20 protein-coding genes are annotated in these 18108 nt (G+C 48.7%); 1 reads left to right on the forward strand and 19 read right to left on the reverse strand.

Annotation, left to right across the window (positions count from 1 at the left end; all coding sequences use genetic code 11):
• The 7 genes from glyS to rpsP all read right to left on the reverse strand — a co-directional run.
• Nucleotides 1-1439: glycine--tRNA ligase subunit beta (gene glyS, locus ACO5GU_RS02865; protein ID WP_484930024.1), on the reverse strand; the 1439-nt coding region annotated here is incomplete at its 3' end.
• Entirely contained in the window at nt 1440-2354 is a 915-nt protein-coding gene (locus ACO5GU_RS02870; RefSeq protein ID WP_035431212.1) for a glycine--tRNA ligase subunit alpha, read from the reverse strand. It lies immediately after the preceding gene.
• Nucleotides 2355-2387: 33 nt separating this feature from the next.
• Nucleotides 2388-2942: a signal peptidase I gene (lepB, locus tag ACO5GU_RS02875; protein WP_484917974.1), complete on the reverse strand. Its 555-nt coding sequence runs from the start codon at nt 2940-2942 to the stop codon at nt 2388-2390.
• Nucleotides 2935-3684, reverse strand: coding sequence for a tRNA (guanosine(37)-N1)-methyltransferase TrmD (gene trmD / locus ACO5GU_RS02880; RefSeq protein ID WP_484930026.1), 750 nt, complete (start codon nt 3682-3684; stop codon nt 2935-2937). Before trmD ends, lepB begins: the two co-directional genes overlap by 8 nt.
• A 1-nt stretch (nt 3685) precedes the next feature.
• Nucleotides 3686-4207 (reverse strand): ribosome maturation factor RimM, encoded by a 522-nt coding sequence (locus ACO5GU_RS02885; protein ID WP_484859498.1) that lies wholly within the window; start codon nt 4205-4207, stop codon nt 3686-3688.
• Nucleotides 4208-4209: 2 nt separating this feature from the next.
• Nucleotides 4210-4455, reverse strand: a complete 246-nt coding sequence (locus ACO5GU_RS02890; protein WP_484930115.1) for a KH domain-containing protein — start codon at nt 4453-4455, stop codon at nt 4210-4212.
• A 60-nt stretch (nt 4456-4515) separates the two neighbouring features.
• Nucleotides 4516-4899, reverse strand: a complete 384-nt coding sequence (gene rpsP, locus ACO5GU_RS02895; protein ID WP_484859791.1) for a 30S ribosomal protein S16 — start codon at nt 4897-4899, stop codon at nt 4516-4518.
• A 187-nt stretch (nt 4900-5086) separates the two neighbouring features.
• Here rpsP and dinB point away from each other — a divergent pair, with 187 nt between their 5' ends.
• The gene (dinB, locus tag ACO5GU_RS02900) at nt 5087-6421 is read left to right on the forward strand and encodes a DNA polymerase IV (protein ID WP_484930029.1); all 1335 of its coding nucleotides are present in this window, start codon (nt 5087-5089) and stop codon (nt 6419-6421) included.
• 10 nt (nt 6422-6431) lie between these two features.
• Here dinB and rsfS read toward each other — a convergent pair whose 3' ends face one another.
• The 12 genes from rsfS to ACO5GU_RS02960 all read right to left on the reverse strand — a co-directional run bounded on the left by rsfS (nt 6432) and on the right by ACO5GU_RS02960 (nt 18106).
• Complete coding sequence (rsfS, locus tag ACO5GU_RS02905; RefSeq protein ID WP_035436123.1) at nt 6432-6908, reverse strand: ribosome silencing factor; 477 nt, start codon at nt 6906-6908, stop codon at nt 6432-6434.
• Nucleotides 6909-6937: 29 nt separating this feature from the next.
• Nucleotides 6938-7576, reverse strand: coding sequence for a bis(5'-nucleosyl)-tetraphosphatase (symmetrical) YqeK (gene yqeK, locus ACO5GU_RS02910; RefSeq protein WP_484930031.1), 639 nt, complete (start codon nt 7574-7576; stop codon nt 6938-6940).
• A 104-nt stretch (nt 7577-7680) separates the two neighbouring features.
• Complete coding sequence (nadD, locus tag ACO5GU_RS02915) at nt 7681-8367, reverse strand: nicotinate-nucleotide adenylyltransferase (RefSeq protein WP_484905286.1); 687 nt, start codon at nt 8365-8367, stop codon at nt 7681-7683.
• A 3-nt stretch (nt 8368-8370) separates the two neighbouring features.
• On the reverse strand, nt 8371-9819 hold the full coding sequence (gene obgE, locus ACO5GU_RS02920; protein ID WP_484930033.1) for a GTPase ObgE: 1449 nt from the start codon (nt 9817-9819) through the stop codon (nt 8371-8373).
• A gap of 69 nt (nt 9820-9888) precedes the next feature.
• Nucleotides 9889-10638, reverse strand: a complete 750-nt coding sequence (locus ACO5GU_RS02925) for an energy-coupling factor transporter transmembrane component T family protein (RefSeq protein ID WP_484930035.1) — start codon at nt 10636-10638, stop codon at nt 9889-9891.
• Nucleotides 10631-12556, reverse strand: coding sequence for an ABC transporter ATP-binding protein (locus tag ACO5GU_RS02930; RefSeq protein ID WP_484930037.1), 1926 nt, complete (start codon nt 12554-12556; stop codon nt 10631-10633). Before ACO5GU_RS02930 ends, ACO5GU_RS02925 begins: the two co-directional genes overlap by 8 nt.
• 35 nt (nt 12557-12591) lie before the next feature.
• Nucleotides 12592-13185, reverse strand: coding sequence for a hypothetical protein (locus ACO5GU_RS02935; RefSeq protein WP_484930039.1), 594 nt, complete (start codon nt 13183-13185; stop codon nt 12592-12594).
• A gap of 392 nt (nt 13186-13577) precedes the next feature.
• Nucleotides 13578-13832, reverse strand: a complete 255-nt coding sequence (gene rpmA / locus ACO5GU_RS02940) for a 50S ribosomal protein L27 (protein ID WP_012808765.1) — start codon at nt 13830-13832, stop codon at nt 13578-13580.
• Between the two features lie 38 nt (nt 13833-13870).
• On the reverse strand, nt 13871-14221 hold the full coding sequence (gene rplU, locus ACO5GU_RS02945) for a 50S ribosomal protein L21 (protein WP_035427428.1): 351 nt from the start codon (nt 14219-14221) through the stop codon (nt 13871-13873).
• Between the two features lie 195 nt (nt 14222-14416).
• On the reverse strand, nt 14417-15238 hold the full coding sequence (locus tag ACO5GU_RS02950) for a TIGR03936 family radical SAM-associated protein (RefSeq protein WP_484930041.1): 822 nt from the start codon (nt 15236-15238) through the stop codon (nt 14417-14419).
• Nucleotides 15235-17100: a TIGR03960 family B12-binding radical SAM protein gene (locus ACO5GU_RS02955; RefSeq protein WP_484930043.1), complete on the reverse strand. Its 1866-nt coding sequence runs from the start codon at nt 17098-17100 to the stop codon at nt 15235-15237. Before ACO5GU_RS02955 ends, ACO5GU_RS02950 begins: the two co-directional genes overlap by 4 nt.
• A 13-nt stretch (nt 17101-17113) precedes the next feature.
• Nucleotides 17114-18106, reverse strand: a complete 993-nt coding sequence (locus tag ACO5GU_RS02960) for a hypothetical protein (protein ID WP_052039074.1) — start codon at nt 18104-18106, stop codon at nt 17114-17116.
• Nucleotides 18107-18108: the final 2 nt, after the last annotated feature.

An 18108-nucleotide genomic window follows, 5' to 3' on the forward strand; every position in this document is an offset into this window, starting at 1 on the left:
TCGGAAGAGCCAGTTGGTGGCTCGTTGATAGCAAAGATGCCACAGATGGTATCAAGCTTGTCTGCAATAGCTACAAAGCGACCAATCTGTCCACTTGGGAGCTCGTCACCGGCAAAGCGAGGACGATAGTGTTCGCGAATTGCTGCAGCTACATCGCTCTTCTCGCCAGCTGCCTCTGCGTAGTAGCCACCCATGACGCCTTGCTGGCTGGTGAACTCGACAACTGCCTGGCTGACAAGGTCTGCCTTAGCAAGATGAGCGGCGCGAGCAGCAAGTTCAGCCTTTTCCTGACTGGATGTCTCGTCGAGCGCGATCTCTGCAGCAAGAGCCTCCATACGCTGGGTCTTCTGAAGAACGGTACCAAGCTTCTCCTGGAAAACAACAGTCTCAAGGCGCTGAGCAAACTCATCAAGCGTGTGCTTCAAGTCCTCCTCAAAGAAGAACTTAGCATCGTCGAGGCGAGCACGAACAACGCGCTCGTTGCCGTCAATGACGCGCTCGGCGCAAGATGGGTCTGCATTAGAAACCACAATAAACTCGCGAGTCAGCTTACCTTGAGCGTCATAGATTGGGAAATAGCGCTGGTTGGAAAGCATGGACTCAGTAATAATCTCTGAAGGAACGTTAAGGAATTCCTCGTCAAAGGTACCCACAAGAACCTGAGGCCACTCAGTCAGGTTAATGACCTCCTCAAAGACCTTCTCTGGCATATCAACGTGAGAGCCCGGACGAGCAGCCTCTACCTCTTTGATACCGGCGAGAATAACGTCTTTTCTCTGCTCCTGAAGCAAAACGCCAGCGTCTTTAAGAACTTGCTCATAGTCAGCTGGAGTGGCTACCTCATGGTAACCAGGTCCAAGAACACGATGGCCCTGGGTGGTGTTTGAGCTAGTTACATCAGCGTAGGTAACAGGAACAATCTCTGAACCAAAGAGAGCGCACAGCCAGCGAACAGGACGAACGTAGCGCTCATGGAAAGAACCCCAGCGCTGACTACGAGGCCAATCAAGTGCAGAAATCCAAGAAGTTGCCAGCTCAGAGAGAATCTTTGTAGCAGGAACTGAAGGAATATTGAGCTCTGCAAAGACGTACTCATGACCGTCGGTATCTACACGACGAGTCAACGCATCAGCGTTTACACCGCACTTGCGAGCAAATCCCTCAGCAGCCTTGGTTGGTTTACCCTCTGCATCAAAAGCAATCTCTGCCTTAGGACCACGCTTGACCTCGGAAATCTCTTCTGTAGCCTCAGCAACGTCCTTTACATAGGCAGTTAAACGACGAGGTGTCGAGAGGATCTTAACCTCTCCAAATGACAAGCCAGAGTCTTTAAGTCCGGAAACGACGAGCTTATTGAACTGAGCAATAGCTTTCTGTAATGGAGCAGAAGGCATCTCTTCAGAACCAATCTCAAAAAGGAAGTCTCTAACCTCAGCCATTTAAGCCACCTCCTCCTGAGTAGTTGCTGCAGGTGCTTTCTTAGAAGCAACCTCCTCCAAATACGATTCGCAGCATGCCTTAGCAACGGTGCGAACGCGAAGAATATAGTTAGCTCTCTCAACAGCAGAAAGAGCACCACGAGAGTCAAGTAGGTTGAATGCATGGCTGCACTTCATAACGCAGTCATATGCAGGTAGTGGAAGCTTGCGCTCAAGGCAGCTGTGGCACTCTGCCTCATACTCGTCGAACTTCTCGCGCATAAGCTCAATGTTGGCTACCTCAAAGTTATAAGTTGAGAATTCACGCTCGTTCTCCAAAAATACCTGCCCGTACGTCATTGGCGTGCCATCTGGCAGGTAACTCCATACCAGGTCATAGACGGAATCTACACCCTGAGCATACATAGCAATACGCTCAAGACCATAGGTAATCTCAACAGGAACAGGGTCTACCTCAATGCCACCTACCTGCTGGAAGTACGTGAACTGAGTAACCTCCATGCCGTTGAGCCAGACCTCCCAGCCAAGACCCCAAGCACCAAGCGTTGGGCTCTCCCAGTCGTCCTCAACGAAGCGAACGTCGTGGTCTTTTGGATCAAGGCCAATAGCGGCGAGTGAACCAAGATAGAGATCTTGAGAGTCTGCAGGAGATGGCTTAATCAAAACCTGGAACTGATAGTAGTGCTGCAGGCGGTTGGGGTTCTCGCCATAGCGTCCATCAGCTGGACGACGGCAAGGCTGTGGATAGCAGGTACGCCAGGCGTCTGGACCAAGTGAGCGCAAGATAGTTGCGGTGTGGAAGGTACCGGCACCTACCTCAGAGTCATATGGCTGCATGACTGTGCAACCTTTTTCTGCCCAGTAGTGTTCAAGGGTCAAAATCATATCTTGAAACGTTAGTGGTGTTGCGCCCATGATGTTCTTTCTCTCAAATGTCCGACGTAAGTACTATAGCCCGCGAGCATGGTCAAAGGGCCAGAAAATAAACATTGCCTTAGAGGTCACGGTAGAAACCGCAACAGCTCCAAAATATCTGGAATCCAGCGAGTTTGTTCTGTTATCCCCCATAACAAAAATATGACCTGCAGGAACAGTATACGGATAATTCTGAATTACGGCACCCGTGCGATCCGCAAGAGAATAGGTTGGCTTGCCTTCAGTGTAAGGCTCGTCCATAAGCCGACCGTCAACATATACAGCACCGTCGCGCAAATCTACCGTTTGACCTGCTGTAGCAATGACGCGCTTAACTAAAAGCGTATCGGGATTCTGAGGACTAGTGAAGGTAACCACATCACCTGCTTGCGGAGTACCACCAAATCGATAGGTAAGCTTCTCTCCTACCAAACGATCCCCCAGCTGGATGGTATTGAGCATGGACCCTGTTGGGACCTCATATACCTCAGCCACAAACGTTCTAATAAAAAATGCCAGCGCAACAGCAACTGCAACAATTACCAGGTATTCAAAAATTTCAAGAACTTTGGAATGTCCACTACTCATCGTCATCACCAGATTGTTGATCAAGCTCTGCTAAATACGCTCTGTCCTTCTCAGTGAGCTGAGCGCTCTCTAAGAGGTCTGGACGCCACGCACGAGTGCGAGCAAGTGCAGATTGTCGTCTCCAGACTGCTACCGCTCCGTGGTCTCCTGAAAGAAGCACAGACGGAACTTCTCGCCCCTCAAAATTTGCTGGACGCGTGTACTGAGCATACTCAAGAAGGCCATCGTCAGAGAATGACTCATCCTGTGAGCTCATCTCATCGCCAAGCGCACCAGGAAGCAAGCGCACAACCGAGTCAATCACGGTAAGCGCAGGAAGCTCTCCGCCCGTCAGCACGTAATCTCCCAGAGAAATGACGTCATCTGCCAGCTCATAGACGCGCTCGTCCATGCCCTCATAGCGACCACAAACAAATAAAATGCGCTCTTTTTGAGCAAACTCTTGGGCAATAGCCTGAGAATACGGCCTACCAACTGGCGAGAAAAACACCACGTGGGGCTTAGGTTCTGCCTGATCAGAAATCTCACGAACTGCCTCAAAGATGGGAGCAGGCTTCATAAGCATGCCTTGTCCACCACCAAAAGGAGCATCATCTACCGTACGATGCCTATCATGCGTCCAGTCACGCAAGTCATGCGCATAGAACTCAAAAATGTTTGCCTTCTGGGCTCTGCCCATAATAGAAGCATGTAAATAGGGCGAGAAGACCTCAGGAAATACTGAGAGCGTTTCTAGACGCATGCTACTCACCTAACCTAAGAAGGCCCTGAGGAATTGAGACGGTAATGGAGCCCTCGGCTGGGGCCTCTTTGATAAATTCATCCACGGCAGGCATCAGCACCTGTCCAAAAGGCCCCTCTATTACCCACACATTTTGTGTAGGTCCAACAAGAACTTCTGTAATTTCACCCAGAAAACCATGTTCTGTATCACGTACTTCTCTACCCACAAGTAGAGAAACATTTACCAGACCAAAGTTTTCTGGAAGACAATCTTCTTCTACCAGAAGCGTTTTACCAATAAGCTCTTCTGCATCAGAGATGGTAGTTACATCTTCAAAAGTGACAAGACTACCTTCTCTATCATCTGACTCAACAGAAACAACTGAGAACTCTCTAGGGCCCTTAAGCGCAGGCGGAACAGGAACAACTGTCATGCCTTCAGCTATAAGAGAAGGAAGGCTGTGAACGGGAACCGTCACAACCTCCCCTCTTTTACCATGCGTTTTAACAATTTGAGCAATTGCTCGCCAGTGTTTACGCAAAATTAGCCTACAACCTCGACATCAACAGAGGTGCCAACACGCTGGCCAAGAGCACGAGCCAAAGTACGAATAGCCTTAATGGTTCTACCCTTGCGGCCGATGACACGTCCAGCGTCTTCCTCAGAGCAAGAAACCTCAATCAAGGATCCATCCTCGCGATCGGTGACGTCGAGTGCAACAGCATCTTCATTATCGACAAGACCACAAACGATGTACTCAACAAGATCAGCAACCTTGTCAGAGGGCATCTCCTGAATGTCCTGATCGACAGCGTCTACCTCAGTGGGCTCTGTGAATTCAGACACGATTTACTCAGCCTCTGGAGCCTCGGACTCCTCAGCAGCAGCTGCGGCAGCAGCCTCAGCAGCGGCCTCAGCAGCAGCCTCTGCAGCTGCAGCAGCCTTTGCCTGTGCCTTCTTGGAGAGCTTGGTCTTCTTCTCTGCAACTGGAGCACCAGTACGAGCGATCTCAATGAGGTGAGAAACTGCGCTTGTTGGCTGAGCGCCCTTTGCTACCCACTCATCAACCTTCTCAAGGTTGATATCAATCGTCTTTGGGCTAGTCAGTGGGTTATAACGACCGACTTCTTCAATGTAACGACCATCGCGAGGCATACGACCATCAGCGACAACTACGCGATAGTACGGACGCTTCTTGGCACCGTGACGGGCCAGACGAATCTTAACTGCCAATGAAAACTCCTCCATACGAGCGGTGCCTCGGATGTTAGATGGGCTGCACCGCAAAGCCACAAATCGGGTTACAAGTGTACAACAACGCATTAACCTCGAAAAGTATAAATTTGCTCTCTTCAAAAAGTACTCGTAATTTGTTTATGAAACACTTGTTCTATTTGTACAAAAAGTATACACTATTTCTATGGAAACATCAAAAGACATATCAGATAAAAACGCACGTAAATCGTGTAATTTTGAGTGGCATGGTAAAGCCATTGGGCTTCTTGACCTTGATGCGTTCTTTGCGTCTGTAGAACAACTTGATCATCCTGAGTGGCGCGGAAAACCAGTAATTGTTGGAGGCTCACCCCACAAACGAGGCGTTGTTTCAACCGCCTCTTATGAAGCAAGGAAGTTTGGCGTTCATTCTGCCATGCCTTCAGCTACTGCGGTAAGGCTTTGTCCGCAAGCAATTTGGACCCCAGGACGCTATGACAGATACTCTGAAATGAGCGCTCTTGTTATGAGTTTTCTCAAAGATGAGACTCCCCTTGTTGAGCAGGTTTCTATTGATGAGGCATTTTTTGACATCACTCCAGGCAGATTCTCTAAAGAAAATCCTTTGGAGATCTGTAAGCGCATACAAAAGAAAGTTGCTGCGCTAGGCGTTACTTGTTCCATTGGCCTGGGAACAAACAAGACAATTGCCAAGATTGCCTCTGAGCAAGAAAAGCCTCGTGGTCTTACTGCGGTCTTTCCTGGTACAGAAGGTCGCTTTCTGGCGCCACTGCCCATTGAAGCAATGAGTGGCATTGGTCCTGCTATGGCAAAGGTACTTCATCAACAGGGAATCAAAACGCTTGGAGAACTCTCAAGAGCAGATGCAACGTATCTCACTTCCCTTGTTGGCAATACAGCTTCAAAGATGATTTTGCGCTCACAAGGAAAAGAAGTCTCTGAAGTTCATGAAGCTGCTCAGCCTCGTGACGTTAAGTCTGTTTCTAACGAGAGAACCTTTGAAACAGATTTGTTTGATAAACAAGAAATAGAAGAAGCCATCAGACACATTTCTGGTGTTGTAGGAAGACGTCTTCGCCGAAAGCGGCTCCAAGGATATGCCGTAACCCTCAAAGTAAAAGCCTCTGCAACAGAGTCTCATACCGCTCAAAAAAGAATGTCTACACCAACTGATGATGAGCACCTCTTTGCAGAGATTGCCGTTGGCCTGCTTCCTACCATTTGGAAAGAAGGGCAGCCAGTAAGACTGCTTGGCGTTGGCATTAGCTCATTTACAGATGAGACACAGAGCAAGCCTGTTCAAACGTCTCTTTTTGATCAATTTAATGACACATTTGATGCCGCAGCCCCTAGTCCTACAACAAAAAAGAAACCTCGGAGTGACTTACGTCATCTCTCCGAGGTAACCGATAAACTCAAAGATAAATTTGGCGCTGATGCTGTGCAGTACGGTAGAGACCTACGCTTTGAGCATCGCGTTTCTGACACCATGCCTACAGGCAAAAACGAACAAATCTAGTACACCAGCACTACTCAGTAGGATCAGCAGATTCTGGAAGATTGTCTACCAGGTCATCCTCAGAAAGCTCAAAAGCTGGAGCCAAAGCATCCTCTGGAAGATCGGCATAAGGAATCTCAGAAGTCATAGCGCCCTCAATATCCAGCTCAACACGAGGAGCGTCCGCCCAAAGTCGCTCAAGACGATAGTAGGACCTTACCTCAGGCTGGAATACATGAACAACAACTGAACCGTAATCAATAAGAATCCAATTAAGACCGTCGCGACCCTCAGTAGAAATTGGACGAATGCCGCAGTTTGCTGTGACCTTCTCGCGGACCTCATCAACAATAGCGTCAGCCAAACGAGCATTTCCACCAGTACAGATAACAAAGTAATCGCAAACGTCACTGAGACCAGTAAGGTCTAGTACCAGAATATCTTCAGCCTTCTTTTGATCTGCAGCAATTGCAGCAGTCTTTGCAAGCTCAAGTGAAGTTACAGCCATGAATTTCTCCGTTTTCTCATGTAGCTAGGCTACTTAGATGTCTTCTCAATCATCTCATTGTATAGGGCAATTGAGCTTGGATACAAATAACTCCTTGATGAAATCACATACATCATAACGCTACAAAACGCCGTCTCATAAAGTTCATCGAGAGAACCGCCACGTAAATATACATTTCTTGCTTCTTCGACCGATGTAAAGTTTGGACGCAGAGGCTCAATAAGATCAGCTACATACAAGATTTTGTCTAGCTTGCTCATCTGACGGTCGCCCGCAGTGTGCTTCTGAATGGCGCTGAGAATCTGCTCAGAAAGCCAAGGATAGATGGCTGGCAGCGTTTTTGCGGCGAGAGGACCATGTAAGAGTCCAACAATTTTCTGATAAGGAGCTTCTGTCTGGATACGAAAGCGCTCTGCCAGTTCGATGGTTTCTGCATCAGGAAGAAGTTTCTCCCAATCATGCAAAATACCTGCAACGCGAGCGCTCAACATATCTGCACCATAAGCCTGCGCAAGCGTTTCTGCACAATGTCCCACAGAGATAGAATGCGCAAAACGCTTAGAGTTCTTGCGATACATATGACTCTTCAAATCGGACTCAAGCTGATCAATAAGCGCCTGTTGTTCTGCGGTGTAGACAATATCTTTTGCTATAAGTGTTCTTTCCATTATGTCCTACAAAATATTGACTTAAGCCTAATCTCTACCTGTTTGACACTACCTTGTTACTGACGTATGTCAATCTGAGCAGCGGGTCGCTTTGGCTTGACCACTTAATTAAGCGGTGTTGTGTCGGCGCCATAAAGCCCATGCTTGTGAATGTAACCTGTTACAGAATCGGGAGTTAGGTATCTGAGGCTTTGACCATTTTGAACTCTACTACGCAGATAGCTTGATGAGATTGCTAGTGCGGGAACCTCAAGATAGGTTACCTTGAAGTCATACGGTGAGTCTGCAATAACCTTTTGAGCACGACTCAGCTCATAACCAGGACGCGTTGCAGCAACAAAGTGAGCAAGCTCGGCTACGGTCTGTGCATCTTTCCAGGCGACAATATCAGCAATTGCATCTGCACCAGTAATAAAGAAAAATTCAACGTTAGAAGGATATACCTTACGCAATCTTCTGAGCGTTTCAGCGGTGTAAGTGATGCCCTCATAATCCACCTCAAAACGAGAAGCAACAAAATGAGGATTATCTGAGGTTGCCAGAAGCGTCATTGAGTAACGGTCTTCTCCCCTAGTAACTCCCTTATTTTGTTTGAACGCAGGGCGACCAGCAGGCATAAAGACAACCACATCAAGATCAAGGTCATCATATGCCTGCTCAGCGGCTACCAAGTGACCGTTATGAATAGGGTCAAAGGTTCCACCCATGATTCCCAGACGATAGGTGCGGTTTTTATCCTGTCCCAAACGAGGCAAGCCAGGGTGCATGTTATTTAAGACGTCGGCTGCCATACTCTACTCAGTTTCTGAAGAAGTCTCAGCCACATGAGACGGATCAGATGGAGCCTCTTCAAACTCAACATCTTCGAATTGCTGGTCTGAGGCGTCCTCATCAGGAATCTTTATACCATCTGTATTTGGTTTATTTGGATCCTCATAGGTAAAGGTGAGCTCAAGAATGCGAATCTCGTCGCCGTCAACTGCACCAGCCTTTGCCAGCTGTACTTCAAGCCCCATACGATCAAGACGACGCTGTAGATATGCCACAGCCTCATCATTGTCCCAATCGGTCTGAATAACCATGCGCTCAATCTGGCCGCCAGAGACACGCCAAGCATGACGCTCTTCTCGCTCAATGCGAAGCTTGTTATCACGACGAAGTCGCTGATGCTCCCAAGCCTCACTGCGGTCAACCGTTGGCGTAGTAATGGCAATTTCTTTGCGGAGCTCTGCCACTTCTGCAGCACAGGTAGTAACAAAATCATCAAGATTTAAACCAGTTACCGTAGAGATAGCAAAGAAAGTCCTGCCATCCGCCTCAGCGGCTTTTCTGAGAGCCTCAATAGCATCTTCTGTACCAGGCATATCGCATTTGTTTGCAACCACAATCTGAGGACGATCAGCGAGCTTTGAAGCGTAAGCCTTAAGCTCCTCATTAATAGCGTGATAGTCCTCTACTGGGTCTCTGCCTTCATAGCCACCGGTAACATCGACCATATGGACAATAAGCGCTGTGCGCTCAATATGACGAAGGAATTGATGACCAAGACCCTTACCTTCTGAGGCACCCTCGATAAGACCGGGAACGTCTGCGCAGACAAACGACTGACCGTTCTGTGCGCGAACAACGCCCAAGTTTGGAACAAGGGTGGTAAAAGGATAGTCAGCAATCTTTGGACGAGCAGCACTGATACGTGCAATAAGAGAGCTCTTACCAACAGAAGGCATGCCCACCAAGGCCACGTCTGCCATGAGCTTCATCTCAAGCTCAATCCAGTGCTCTTGGGCTGGCTCGCCCTTCTCGGCAAATGCTGGTGCACGCCTCACTGAGGTGACAAAGTGAATGTTACCGCGGCCACCATTGCCACCAGGAGCAACAACTACCTGCTCGCCGGGAGAAGTAAGATCAGCAATCTCGTAGAGTGGCTCTTGCGTTTCTGGATCAAGCTCGCGCACAACAGTTCCCAGGGGCACCTTGAGCAGCAAATCCTGTCCGTCAGAACCATGACGGCGAGCACCCTTACCGTGAGTGCCGCGCTCGGCCTTAAAGTGATGCTTGTAGCGGTAATCAATCAGGGACGAAAGCTGCGCGTCTGCAACAATGACAACATTGCCGCCGTGACCACCGTCTCCGCCGTCTGGACCGCCTTTTGGTACATATGCTTCTCGGCGAAAAGACATGCAGCCTGCGCCGCCGTCTCCACCTTTAACGTTGATATGACAAAGATCAGTGAAAGTTTCCACGTGTCCTCCTTCTAATACCTTAATGTTACGGCATTTACCAGCGAAGCATAGTGAAAACGCGAGAAGTTCTTATGAGAACACGAGGATAACAACAATTACCGCAACGCCAAGAATCATCAAGGCAAAGTCTGATGGATCCAAAGGATAGCGTTTAAATGCAGATGAAGCGTTCCTTAAATAAAAACCTCGCTGCTCAGCTGCAAGTGCTGAGGCATCAGCTTTTTTAACCGAGCTTACCAGCAGAGGAACAATCAAAGGCATGGTAAGCTGGAGCTTCTTAATTGGATTTTTGGTATCAAACTCAACACCGCGAGCCATCTGAGCCTCCATGATATGGTTCATCTCGGAAGCAAAGACTGGAACAAAGCGCAAAACCGTTGCAATGGTGAATGCATAGGGGTATGGGACATGCGCCACTTCTACCAGCGCATTCATCAGATCTTCTACACGCATAAGCGAAAGCATAGAAAGCAGTGGCAGTGCCAGCGCAATTGTTTTTAGGGCAACGTTAAAGCCGCGCTCCAAACCACCTACCGTGATGAATAAAAAGAGCGTTTGACCAGCAGGGGCAACAAGCGTCTGTACAACGCACAAGATAAGACCTAAGACAGCAAAGCCAAATACCAGCTTAAAAGTCTTCTGAGCATTCTGTGAGACAACTCCCACACAAATAGTGAGCGCAAGTATCGCAAGTACCTCAAGCGTTCCTTGAGCGGCAAAGGCGGCTACAAAGAGCTCAAGCGCAAACACAAGCTTGGCCACAGGATTTGCCTTATGAAGGAAGCTTGTTCCTTCGGTGTAATCAATAACACTACCCACGAGGAGCCTCCTTACCATTAAGCGTGGCTGCAATACGAGCAATCTCAAACTGATGCTGCAATGCGTCAAGCACCTCGGAAGCGCTGTTAAGCCCAGTAAATGATGAATCCACATGCGCTCCAGCAAGCTTTGACAGCTGAATCATCTGAGGAGCCTCAACATACGCTTCCTTCAAAACCTCATCTGTCGAGAAGATCTGTGTAACTTCTCCATCATCTAACACGCTACCATGAGCCATAACGACAATTCTTGTGGCAAAGTCCAGCACAACCTCCATGTCATGACAGACCATAAGAATTGCACAGCCCTTCTCGCACAGTGATTTGACCATATTCATGACCTGCATACACTCTTTGTAATCCAGACCCGAAGTTGGCTCATCAAGCACAAGAATATCTGGCTCGCAGGCAACCACAGAAGCAAGTGCTACCATCTGACGCTGACCGCGAGAAAGCATAAACGGCGACGCATCTGCATCAAGCCCCATGCGATCAATTACTTCAAGCGCTTTCTTGCGCGCATCCTCTGCAGACGCACCCTTGAGCTCAAGACCAAACGCAATCTCCTCAAGGACGCTCTCTTTGCAAATCTGGTAATCGGGATTTTGGAACAGTGTAGAGACGTGCTGAGCAATCTTCGACGTCTTCCAATCCTTGCATGAAGAACCCTTAATATGAATGTCTCCCGATCGAGGACGCAACAGGCCATTTACCAGCTTAGTTAAAGTTGTTTTACCTGCGCCGTTTTGACCGACAAGCGCCACAAGCTCGCCAGGGTGCAAGCTGAGGGAGACGCGCTCAACACCATCAGTACTTCCCTGATATTTAAAAGTGGCGTCGATAACGTCAAGAACAGATTGAACGCTTGTCTGCTCTGCGTCTTGAAGAATACCAATCCTGTCAAATGGTCCGCTCGATTCAGCGATCACAGGGCCATCTATGTTTGGAAGATATGTCTCCCCTGCTAACTCAACGTCATTAGTAGCTAATGGTTCAGAGTCCTCTGTAAGGGAAATGCTGCGATGCTGGAGAGCGCCTACACAGCACGCAAGCTGATTGGCGACTGACTGAACTGACAACGCAGTTTCATCGCAGACAGCCTGATTAGCCTCAGATAACAAGTGAGCATACTCAGACTGATGAGAGAGCTCATAGACGCCTTTTGAGACGCGCACGCAACGAGGAACATCAACGCCAACCTCTTGCAGTAAATCTACCTGAGAAAACACTTCCTCACCGCTACCGTATGCACAAATGGAGCCCTTGTCCATAACAGCAATCTTTGAGCAATACTTGGCGAGAAGACCCACTTTTTGCTCAATTACCACAACCGTAATGCCTTTGGTTTTGTTGAGCTCTGAAAGGGTCTGGAAGATTAACTCGGACGACGTTGGGTCCAAAGCAGCTGTTGGCTCATCAAGCACCATAACTTGTGGCTGAAGCGCCAAAAGTGCTGCTATAGCAACCTTTTGCTTCTGTCCACCAGAAAGAGAGGCAATCTCTCTAAAGCGAAGGTTGGCAATACCAACTGTCTCTAGAGCATAGGTAATGCGCTCTGGAATCTCTGCATGAGGAACTGCAAAGTTCTCAAGACCAAAGAGAAGTTCATCCTCAACAATTGAAGCAACCATCTGCGCGTTGATATCTTGGGTGACAGAACCCACAATTTTAGAGATATCAGTCAGCGCAACTGTGCAGGTATCCATTCCATCAACAAGAATCTTTCCAAAGAAATTACCTCTGAAGTGATGAGGAATAGCGCCGGAAAGCGCAAGAGCAAGCGTGGACTTGCCTGCGCCAGAAGGACCAACAATACCTACAAAGTCACCCTCCTGAACACTCAGTGACAGCTCATTCAGAGCATGCACTAAGCTATCAGGATAGCTATATGAAACAGATTGAACTTCAATAATAGACACAGTGTTCTCCAGGAAATAAGTGCGTATCTAGGAACTTATCGGCCCAAAACCTTCTTAAGAGGAGCCGCAAGAACCTGAACAACAATAGCATTAAAGAATGCGGTTCCCACGATGACAGGAAGCATTACGTAGAAAAGCTCAATAGTTGCACCCTTTGCTGGAATAGCAATGGCAGCAAAAATCAGGCCAGAAATAAGAGTGGTTACAAAAGAACCAATTGCTGGCATTACTGGCTTATCTGCAAGAGCAGACCTTGTGAAGGCAAACATAACAAGTGAAGCTACGCCCTCTGCAACAAAATCAGCACCAGGGACAGAGGTGGTGAGCTGAATAACGGTAGCTGCGATAAGACCAATAACCAGGCTCTGAACAGCGTTTGGCTTCAAAAGAAGAATAGCCAGGCAGAACGACGCGATAATGAACTCTGGACCAATTCCAATAGCACTAATTGCCTTGCCAACGGTTAGGTTAAGAATAAAACCTGCGGCAATAAGAACAGCGACAAGAACTAGAGAAGTAACATCCAAAACACCTGAAGACTTTGAAACAGTAACAACACGTGGTGCCTGCTCTGCAGATCCTGTCTCTGTGTCTGCGGCGTTGACCTGATTGAGATTTTCTGTAGACATACAAACTCCTTTAACGCAAAACTAAAACGTACAAACAAAACTTTTAACAACACGGGTTTCTCGCCATCCGGATCTAGCAAGAAACGTACGCACAAAAAAAGCTCTCGGTCACCCGAGAGCCTCTAAATGCGTATGCAGAAGCAACTCATCGCTGACCGGAGAAAGACAAGTTGTTCCACCACCACTGCTGAGTGCCTGTAGCGCGCATGATATGTCCTCCTCCCAAGAGCGTAAATTGCAATGTAAGAAGAATACCATTACTTTGCCAGATTGTGTCAAGAAATACATTAAGAAACAAATTAGAAACTGTGAACGGTACGCGTAAGATACCGCGAGAAACAAAAAGGGGTCCCGAAGGACCCCTTGAATGAACTGTGAATGTTCAAGAAAACTTATGCCTCAGCAGCAACGACGTTAACGACGTGCTTAGCACCCTTCTTGAACTCAACAACGCCATCGCAAAGTGCAAAGAGAGTGTCATCCTTGCCGCGACCAACGTTTACGCCAGGAGTGATGTGAGTACCACGCTGACGGATGATAATCTGGCCAGCCTTGATTGCCTGACCACCGTAAATCTTAACGCCAAGGCGCTGTGCTTGTGAGTCACGACCGTTGCGGGAAGAGCCGAGACCTTTCTTGTGTGCCATAAATGCTACCTGCCTATCTCAATATCAGAAGTGACCAATTACTCTGCAGACTCGTCGGATGCCTTAGCAGCAGCCTTACGAGCGGTAGGGAGCGCGGTAACCTTCAGCTTAGTAAGGTTCTGACGGTGACCATTGGCGCGGTGATAGCGCTTACGCTTGTGGAACTTGAAGACGAGGACCTTCTTGTCCTTGTACTGCTCAAGAACCTCACAGGTAACCTTCTTAGAGGAAAGAGTGGCAGCGTCAGCAACAACCTTCTTGCCGTCGTTAAGCATAAGAACATCAAGCTTTACCTTATCGCCAGGCTGCGCATCAAGCTTCTCGACGCTGATTACGTCGCCCTTGGCAACCTTATACTGCTTGCCACCAGTTGCTACGATTGCGTACATGTGTGTAACCCTTCATTGCTGATTCTTGCAACGATTAATACTATCTTTGCATTTCTGAAGATCCGAGCAAAGATCTTCGCCGCCGTGACCTGTGGCATCCGCGGGAAACTGTCGGTGTCCCATGTCCCTCGGCGAGAAACACAACTCGAAATAGTCTACTGCATATTTCAGAAAATTCCAAGACAAAACTACATGTTATAGAGGCTTCACAAGGAGTCCATTTTCTGTAACGTGTGCCTGTGAGACTCGGCACACCTTCAACGAGTCAATGCCTTGTAGGCCATCCACTCCAGCTTGAGCTGCAATTCTTTGAGCCTCATAAATCAAAACTGCAGGTCTAAGCGCTGCTCTTGGATCTTGGAGTGTATCAAGCTCAAATGAAATGCACGTTTCAGATGAGCTGTCAGAAATGTCATAGCCCGCAAACGTTGTCTCTAAATTGACCACTTTTTGCTTATCTCCGCGCATGTACGTCAGTTCTTTTTTGGCGAGAAGATCCTCAAACCCCCAACGCAACGCCTCGGACTTAAGATCCTCTCCCAAAATGTCGCATCGCCAGTGAGCGGCATTCAACCATGCTTCAAGCGCTGGCAGCGACCGATCAACGTAGTTGGCAGCAAACGGAGCAAGCGCGGGAGGCGTTGCCGACAACAACCTCTCTAACGCTTCATCCGGGTCCACGTATTCTGTGAGCTTCAAGTCAAAGTACTCCGCCTCAGACGAAGCGCCAACAGGAAGCGCCTGAGAGAACTGCACGCCCATGCGTTTTGCAAAGCCGTTACCCACCCTAAACGGTAACTGGGCTCTACGAACACAGCGCTCAATGGTGCCAATAAGCTCAAGGTGTCCTAAAAACGCAAGGCGGTCGTCTTTCTTGTAAGCCACGCGAAGCCTAAAAATCTCTGCTCCACGTTCCGTCATAATCTCTGGCTGGATCTGCGGTCTACCAGCGCGCCGATCCTTCTTCACGGGCTCAGCCACCTCAGGAGCTACGCTCTCTTTCTGCGTATCCGTCATGAGCGCACCCCCATCAAAACGTTGTCGACCTTCAAGGTTTGGCATACCGCGCATCCCGTGCAAGAGGTAAACGTGCAGTCTGGTGTGGTGACCTCGTCCATTGCTCGACGATATTCTCGCTGTAGGTAGCCCTTGGAGACGCCAGGAGACGTATGGTCCCAAGGAAGTTTTGCCTGAATATCAAAGGTTTCTGTTGCAATATCAGACAGCGAGAAACCCAGACTTTCTGCAGCCGCATTCCAAGCATCAAGATTAAACTCGCTGGTCCATGCATCAAACTTACAACCATTTTTCCAAGCCCGGTAAATCAAATCAAAACCGTCGCGGCCCATCTTTGAAAGCGCACCTTCTACCAGGGACGTTCCAGAATCGTGGTAGGCAATCTTGAGTCCCCTATCGTGGTTTGACGACAAGAGCAACTGCTGTCTACGCTGGGCTTCCTCACGAGAAATCTGGCCAACCCACTGGAATGGCGTGTAGGACTTGGGCACAAATACGGCAACGGAAGCAGAAACCGTAACGCCCTTGCCACCAATTTCTCGACCTATATCCAAAATACGCTTTGCAACTGCAGGAATGGCTTGAATGTCTTCATCGGTTTCGGTTGGAAGGCCCATCATAAAGTAGAGCTTCATGCGGCGCCAACCGTTTTCAAACGCGTTTCTTGCAGCGGACTCAAGATCATCCTCGGTAACATTTTTGTTGATGACATCACGCATGCGTTGGGAGCCTGCTTCTGGTGCAAACGTCAGTCCGCCACGCCTTGAGGTAGAAACGGCGTCTGCCATCTCCGCGCCAAACGCGTCCATACGCTGGGAAGGAATGGAGATTCGCACGCCGCGTTTACGCAAATCAGAGTTCATACGGCGCAGAATGTAGCCGCACTGAGAGTGATCCGTTGTAGAGAGCGACGTGAGCGAAACCTCATCGTAGCCGCTCTTCAAAAGGCCTTCCTCGCCTGCTTGAACAATCTGCTGAGCAGGGCGCTCGCGAACAGGACGATACGTCATACCGGCCTGACAGAACCGACAGCCGCGAGCACAACCTCGTTGAATCTCTAGAGCCAGCCTGTCCTGAACAATTTCGGTATACGGAACAATGCGCTGGGCCACTGGGTCAGTCACCGAAAGATCTGGCAGGCAACGTTTATAGACCACGCTTGGTGCACTACTTCCCTCTTTAGGGACCGCATAACCCCAGCGTGTTGAGGTATTGTCGTGCACAATCTGATAAAGCGATGGTACGTAGACACCTTGAATCTCAGACAACCTCTGCAAAATCTCTTGGCGAGAAACTCCTTCAAGCTTGGAAGTTCTCACGCACTCGCACATCTCTACCAGCGCTTCTTCACCGTCGCCTAATAGAATTGCATCAAAGAGCGGGGACAGCGGCTCTGAGTTCCAAACAGAAGGACCGCCACCAAAAATAAGTGGGTCCTCATCATCACGTTCTTCAGCGAGCAATGGAATGCCTGCTAAATCAAGCGTTTCTATAATATTGGTTGCGATCATTTCATGCGCAAGGGTAAAGCCCACTACATCAAAAGATGCTAAAGGTGCAGCACCCTCCAACGAAAGCAGAGGAACATTGCGCTTGCGCATCAAAGCTGCCATATCAGTCCAAGGCAGATAGGCGCGCTCACAAGAAATATGAGGTGCCTTATTCAAAGCGTTATAGAGAATGGCAATGCCCAAATTAGGCTGACCCACCTCGTACACGTCGGCGTAGACCATACAAACGTGAAAAGGGCCCTCTTGCTCCTCTACTGCTCCCCACTCGTGATTTAAGTATCTTGAGGGTTTCTCGACATGCGGAAGCATGGGCTCAATGAGATGGAAGAGATTTTCTCGTTTAACACGCACGATAGTCTACTTTCTATCTTTTGGCGAGGGACTGTGTGGTTGCTATCTCTACGGTATTTGATTGTGAATTTGTATCTGCTGTTGCGCTTGCGCCTGTAGAAGCACTCGAAGCGCCGGTTTTGGTAGAAGAATCAGCTGCTACCTCGTCGCGTTTCTCGGCAATTTTGCGAGCGTACGCGTGAATGACGCGAGCAGTAGTGTGAGTACCTGCGTACCCCATGCCAGCCTTAAGCGCCCAGCCAAACCCTGGAACTGCGCCTGCGACCGTGCGTGCAACCGTACGGTATCCAAAGCCCGCGCCCACAACGCCGAGAAGTTCGGCGATGGTTTCAACATTCATATTGATGTTATAGGCGGCGGTAATATCAAGCGCCAGTCTGATCTGGCGCGCTGTCATCAGCGGCATATCAGAGCCAGGAACCAATGCTACAGCTCCAATAGCTGCATTTTCTTTAGCGCAAGCAGCGGTTATCTGTTTGACCACTTGAGTTCTACAAAGAGGATACGCTGCCGCAAAAGAGACTGATTTTTCTGTTGCAGTTGCAATCCATGAAGAGAGTCGATCAAAGAGCACTTCTTCAGTGGTGCCCGCAACAATGCTAATAAGCCCCGTGTTGTAGAGCGTATCAGCAATTTGTTGCGCTTCAACTGCAGACTCTACAACCACCGCACAAGGAATTGAATGACTTACCAACATGGTAAGGGCGTCCTCGTACTGTGATGTTGGCGTAGGAATAATCACCGCAATATCAGGAATAGCAGCATTCTTTCCCGTGCGACCAATGCCTCCAGAAACAAACGAAACACCGTCGGCAAGTTTAGAGACGCGCACCGTTGCATCTGTTCTCTCTGGCATAAAATACGAATGTACAGCCAGGATTACCTCTTCAGAAGCAAGGGAATCAACGTAGATATGCGTATAAGTTGGCTCTAGAGATGAAAGCGACCCGCGGAATTCTTGTAATACAGAGGTAGCAAGTTTGCCCAAGCTGTTTCTTTTTGCCATGG

The sequence above is a fragment of the Lancefieldella sp. genome (genome assembly GCF_057237245.1).